The organism is Streptomyces sp. UH6 (genome assembly GCF_013421635.1).
Lineage (GTDB): Bacteria > Actinomycetota > Actinomycetes > Streptomycetales > Streptomycetaceae > Streptomyces > Streptomyces abyssomicinicus.
Genome location: NZ_JACADT010000400.1, coordinates 1 through 4,885, shown reverse-complemented (window position 1 = coordinate 4,885; position 4,885 = coordinate 1). Strand labels below are relative to the sequence as shown.

Sequence of the window (4,885 nt, the reverse complement as noted above, 5' to 3'; positions counted from 1 at the left end):
TCCAGGCCAGGATCAGCCTGGCATCGAGTACGCGCAGCTCGGCCTCGGCGAAGGCGTACTCCAGGGCGGCGTCGCCGGCGTGGTCGACGCCCAGGCCGACGACGACGCGGGGGCCGGTGGAGGCGCCGGAGAGGTCGTCGGGGACCTGGCGGGCGCTTCGGGGGACGACCACCACGGGGCAGTGGGAGTCGCGGGCGACGGCGATGCCGGTGGATCCGAGCAGCAGGCTGGCGAAGCCGCCGCGGCCGCGGGAGCCGACCACCAGGAGGGAGCCCTCGGTGCTGAGCTCGACCAGCACGGTGCCGGGCGCGCCGACCCGGCTCAGGTACTCGACGTCCGGCCGGGCACCGCCCCCGCCCGCCTCGATGCGGGCGCGCACCTGGTCGAGCACGGGGTCGTCGGCGGTGTCGGCCGCGACGAACTCGGGAGGCGCCCACGCCGGGTACTGGCGCACGTGCACCACGCGCACCGGCGCGCCCCGCATCAGCGCGGTCCGCACCGCCCAGTCCAGGGAGCGCAGGCTGTCTTCCGATCCGTCGACCGCCGCGATGACCGGCAGGGTCATGGGGTTCCTCACCTCCGGAGTTCGACATTCCGCTTGTCCCCGCCCAGCCTCGCCCAGAGGGCGGGCCGGTGCGGGAAGCGGTGGCCGAGTGTCCGCAAATCGGGGAGGAAACCCTCGCGCGGCCCCGTCGGGGCGTCGCCCCGGTGCGCGGCCGGCTCAGGTGAGGTCGCTCGGGCGAGGTGGCTCGGGTGAGGCTCGGGTGAGACGGTTCAGGTGAGGTCGAACTCGCCCTTGCGGGCGTCGGACACGAAGGCGCCCCACTCGTCCGGGGTGAAGATCAGGGACGGGCTTTCCGGGCGGCGGCTGTTGCGCATCGCGACGAATCCCTCGACGAAGGCGATCTGGACGTCGCCACGGCCGCGGCTGCCGGAGCGCCACTCGGCCCCGCTGAGGTCCAGGTGGTCCGGCTTTTCCCAGCCGGTGCGCCGCTGCTGCTGGGTGGTGCTCTCGGCCACGGACGTGCTCCTCCCGTTGACGGTCGGCGGCCAGCCTACCGATCGGTCGGGCCGTCCGACAGGCCCCGGACCGCACCCTCTCGTGCCACGGGTGCCGTGGCACCCGTGGCACGGGGGGCCGGTACGGGGCGGCGCTTCACGCCCCGGCGGTGGCGCCGAACCGGTCGCGCAGTTCGCGCTTGAGGATCTTCCCGCTGGCGTTGCGCGGCAGCCCGTCGACGAAGACGACGCGCTTGGGGGCCTTGAAGGAGGCCAGCCGTTCCTTGGCGTGGGCGACGAGTTCCTCCTCGGTGACCTCTCCCCGCCGCACCACGAACGCGGTGACCGCCTCGATCCAGCGTTCGTCGGGCAGGCCGACCACGGCGGTCTCGGCGACCTCGGGGTGGGTGTAGAGCGCGTCCTCGACCTGGCGCGACGCGACGAGCACACCACCGGAGTTGATCACGTCCTTCACCCGGTCGACGATGGTGTGGTAGCCGTCGGCGTCGCGGACGGCGAGGTCGCCGGAGTGGAACCAGCCGTCGCGGAAGGCCTCCTGGGTCTCCTCGGGCTTCTCCCAGTAGCCCTCGCACAGCTGCGGGGAGCGGTAGACGATCTCGCCGGGGGTGCCGTCGGGGACGTCCTTCCCGTTCTCGTCCACGACCCGGGCCTCGACGAAGAGGACCGGGCGGCCGCAGGAGTCCATCCGGCCCTCGTGCTCGTCGGGTCCGAGCACCATGGCGAGCGGGCCGATCTCGCTCTGGCCGAAGCAGTTGTGGAACGCCAGTCCCGGCAGGTGCTCGCGCAGCCTGTCCAGCACGGGCACGGGCATGATGGAGGCGCCGTAGAAGGCCTTGCGCAGCGAACTCAGGTCGCGGGTCGCGAAGTCGGGGCGGTTGGCGAGGGCGATCCACACGGTGGGCGGCGCGAACACGCTGTCGGCGCGGCCGGCTTCGACGAGGTCGAGGAGGCGGTCGCCGTCGGGGGCGTCGAGGATGGTGTTCCGCGCGCCCACCGCGAGGTAGGGCAGCAGGAAGACGTGCATCTGCGCCGAGTGGTAGAGCGGCAGCGCGTGCACCGGCCGGTCGTCGGCGCTCAGGCCGAGCGCGGTGACGGCGCTCACGTACTCGTGGACGAGGGCCCGGTGGGTCATCATGGCGCCCTTGGGGAGCGCGGTGGTGCCCGAGGTGTAGAGCAGCTGCGCCAGGTCCTCGGCGTCCGGCCCCGGGCCGTCGAAGGGGACGGCGGCGGCGAGGCGGGCGAGCAGGGAGTCCTCGGCGTCGCGCAGGGCGAGGGTGCGCACGCCCTGCGGGAGGCGGTCGGCGACGGCGGGGTCGGCGAGCACCAGCGTGCTGCCGGACTGGCCGATCAGGTACGTCAGGTCGTCGCCGGTGAGGTTGTGGTTGACCGGCACGTGGACCAGGCCGGCCCGGGCGCAGGCGAGGTAACCGATCAGGTAGGCGTCGGAGTTGTGGCCGTAGGAGGCCACCCGGTCGCCGGGTTCCAGGCCCTCGGAGCGCAGCACGCCGGCGGCGCGTGAGACGGCGCCGTCGAGTTCGGCGTAGGTCCACGACCGGTCCGCGTAGTCGACCGCGACCCGGCCGGGGGTGCGGCGCGCGCTGCGGCGCAGCACGGCGTCGACGGTACTGGCGTTGCCGTTGCCGGCGGCGGTCGGTCTCATGGCGCCGATCCTGCGTCCGCCCCGCGGCGCAGGTCAAGACGTCTGCCGGTGCGGTTCCGTCGTGGGGAGGGAGCCGCACCGGCGAGGTGGGGCCGGCGGACCGGCCCGCGAACCGTGCGTGTGGGTCAGCCCTTGAACACCGCCTTCTGCACCTCGTTGGGTCCGTCGAAGCTGTCCTGGCGGAGGCTCTCGAGCTTCTCGACGAGCTTGCCGTCGGCGTGGTTGCTGCGGGCGCGTTCCACCAGGGACTTCTTGTCCGTGGGGTAGTCCATGCCGCTGAGCGCCTTCTGCAGTTCGATCGGGTTCGGACCGGCCATGGTCGTGCCTCCTCGGGGGGTGCGTGGGGACGGGGGCTGCGCTACGCGGCGAGCGTCGCGAGGAATTCGGTGCAGGCCTCGGCGCAGCGGCGGCACGATGTGGCCGCCTCCTCCGCTCCGGGGCAGGCGTCGAAGACCTCCGCGCACTCCAGGCACACGGTGCGGCACCATTCCACCTGCATCCGCAGCCCGGCTTCGTCCAGTCCGGTCTGTTCGGACAGCACCCGGCAGGTCGCGTCGCACACCTCGGCGCACATGATGCCCTTGCGCCGGGCGCGGTCCTGCGCCTCGGTGCCGTCGGGGTCCATGAATCCGGCGCGCAGGGCGCAGGCCCTCGCACATTCGGTGCAGGCCTGCGCGCAGGCGAACCGGTCCTCCAGGAACCGGTACAGCTCATCCTGGGATGCGCTCGTCACGGGGGCCGAGTTGCCCCGTCCGGCGGTGTCAAACGCCTGCTCCCGGGCACCCGGCGTTCCGAGGCCGACGGACGGAAAGGGGTGATCCGATTGCCCGGCCGTGAGGAACTGCCGTCCACCCTGGAGCGCTCCTCCGAGGAGGCACGCCGTACCTGGATCAAGGCGCACGACTCGGCCGTCGACCAGTACGGCGAGGGCGAGCGCGCCCACCGGGTGGCGTACGGGGCGCTGAAGCACACGCACGAGAAGGTCGGCGACCACTGGGAGCGCAAGGAGGGCGGCCGCAAGGGGCCGTCCGACCCCCGGTCGGCCCGGCCCCGGCAGCAGGGCGGCCGCAGCGGGGAGGGCGTGGACGAGGACGCCTCCCGGCAGCACCTGTACGAGCTGGCCCGGAGGCTGGACGTCGGCGGCCGGTCGCGGATGTCCAAACCGGAACTGCTGGACGCGATCCGCAAGGCCAACCGCTCGCAGACCCGTACCGCCCGTGAGGGCGACCGGGCCGGGGAGCGGAAGGCGGGGCGGCAGCAGGACGGGGACCGGCAGGGCGGGAACTGATCATCGGTTCATATCAACCGGTTAGGGGTAGATGCATACCATGAGCTATGAATGGGTGGATTTCGCCCTGGAAGAAGGACAGATCGGCGGGCTCGCTCCGTTCATCCTCGGTGCGATCGTGGCGGCCGCGCTGATCGGCGCGGTGTTCTTCGGCTGGCGGGTGCGTCAGCGGGAGCCGCGCAGGCCGACGCCGCAGGAGCAGCCCAAGATGCCGCCGGGCGGTCCGGTGCGTGAGGACCGGACGACCCGGGACACCGACGACGTGCCGAAGCAGGACCACGACCGGCTCACGCCGTACCAGCTCGACCCCCAGGGAACCCTGCCGGCCGAGGAGGAGCCGCCGCGCCCGCGCTGGAACGAGGGCAGCAGCGGAGGCTTCGGCAGCGGGGGCGGTGGCCACCGCTGACCGGTGGGCCGGCGACCCGCCGTACGATCCGACGCATCTCGCAGGAAGTGAGTGACCATGTCCCATCCCCGCCGCGACGACCTGCCGCTCCCCGACTACGACCAGTTGCCGCTCGGTTCGCTGGAGAGCCGGGTCCGCTCGCTGACCTCCGACCAGGTGGAGACGCTCCTCGAGCACGAGAAGGACCACGGGCGCCGGGCGCCGGCCACCCAGGTCCTCTCCGCCCGCCTGGAGCAGCTGCGCAACGGCGCCGAGCCGACCGCGGGCGATCCGTCGGGGCTCCGCCCGGAACAGGGTCGCGCGGCGGGTGGGTCCCCGGTGTCGCCGAGGACGTCGGCCCAGCCGTACAACCCGCCGCCGCACGGCACCCCCGACCAGCGGGGCAAGCCGAAGGGCGACCGGTTCTGATCGGCCGGTGCTCCCTCGCGAAGGGCCCCGGGCGCGTGACGCCCGGGGCCCTTCGGCATGTCCGTGCCTCTCCCTCTCAGGCGGCTCAGGCGGGTTCCGCCAG

The 4,885-nt window shown here is 73.3% G+C and carries 8 protein-coding genes; 3 read left to right on the top strand and 5 right to left on the bottom strand.

The genetic code is table 11. The annotated features are described in order from the left end of the window. The 5 genes from HW445_RS18560 to HW445_RS18540 all read right to left on the bottom strand — a co-directional run. Positions 1–565, bottom strand: a 565-nt coding sequence (locus HW445_RS18560) for a universal stress protein (protein ID WP_180222117.1), incomplete at its 3' end; no start/stop codon positions are given. Positions 566–774: 209 nt separating this feature from the next. Continuing rightward, positions 775–1,020 (bottom strand): DUF397 domain-containing protein, encoded by a 246-nt coding sequence (locus tag HW445_RS18555; protein WP_180222116.1) that lies wholly within the window; start codon positions 1,018–1,020, stop codon positions 775–777. Between the two features lie 136 nt (positions 1,021–1,156). Beyond that, on the bottom strand, positions 1,157–2,680 hold the full coding sequence (locus HW445_RS18550) for an acyl-CoA synthetase (RefSeq protein ID WP_180222115.1): 1,524 nt from the start codon (positions 2,678–2,680) through the stop codon (positions 1,157–1,159). Positions 2,681–2,805: 125 nt separating this feature from the next. Next, complete coding sequence (locus HW445_RS18545; protein WP_180222114.1) at positions 2,806–2,997, bottom strand: DUF2795 domain-containing protein; 192 nt, start codon at positions 2,995–2,997, stop codon at positions 2,806–2,808. Between the two features lie 41 nt (positions 2,998–3,038). Beyond that, positions 3,039–3,413, bottom strand: coding sequence for a ferredoxin (locus HW445_RS18540; RefSeq protein ID WP_180222113.1), 375 nt, complete (start codon positions 3,411–3,413; stop codon positions 3,039–3,041). Positions 3,414–3,503: 90 nt separating this feature from the next. Between HW445_RS18540 and HW445_RS18535 the strand changes: the two genes are divergently transcribed. Genes HW445_RS18535 through HW445_RS18525 form a run of 3 tightly spaced genes read left to right on the top strand, consistent with a single transcriptional unit; the run spans position 3,504 to position 4,782 of the window. Beyond that, the gene (locus HW445_RS18535) at positions 3,504–3,968 is read left to right on the top strand and encodes a ChaB family protein (RefSeq protein WP_180222118.1); all 465 of its coding nucleotides are present in this window, start codon (positions 3,504–3,506) and stop codon (positions 3,966–3,968) included. A gap of 40 nt (positions 3,969–4,008) precedes the next feature. Beyond that, a complete protein-coding gene (locus tag HW445_RS18530; protein WP_180222112.1) occupies positions 4,009–4,374 on the top strand; it encodes a DUF6479 family protein in 366 nt (121 codons plus the stop codon). A gap of 57 nt (positions 4,375–4,431) precedes the next feature. Then, positions 4,432–4,782: a hypothetical protein gene (locus HW445_RS18525; protein WP_180222111.1), complete on the top strand. Its 351-nt coding sequence runs from the start codon at positions 4,432–4,434 to the stop codon at positions 4,780–4,782. Positions 4,783–4,885: the final 103 nt, after the last annotated feature.

What these genes read in the sequence shown, in the direction of transcription:
- HW445_RS18545 (WP_180222114.1), bottom strand. Translation starts at nt 2,997, where the DNA reads ATGGCCGGTCCGAACCCGATCGAACTGCAGAAGGCGCTCAGCGGCATG.
- HW445_RS18525 (WP_180222111.1), top strand. Translation starts at nt 4,432, where the DNA reads ATGTCCCATCCCCGCCGCGACGACCTGCCGCTCCCCGACTACGACCAG.
- HW445_RS18530 (WP_180222112.1), top strand. Translation starts at nt 4,009, where the DNA reads ATGAGCTATGAATGGGTGGATTTCGCCCTGGAAGAAGGACAGATCGGC.
- HW445_RS18550 (WP_180222115.1), bottom strand. Translation starts at nt 2,680, where the DNA reads ATGAGACCGACCGCCGCCGGCAACGGCAACGCCAGTACCGTCGACGCC.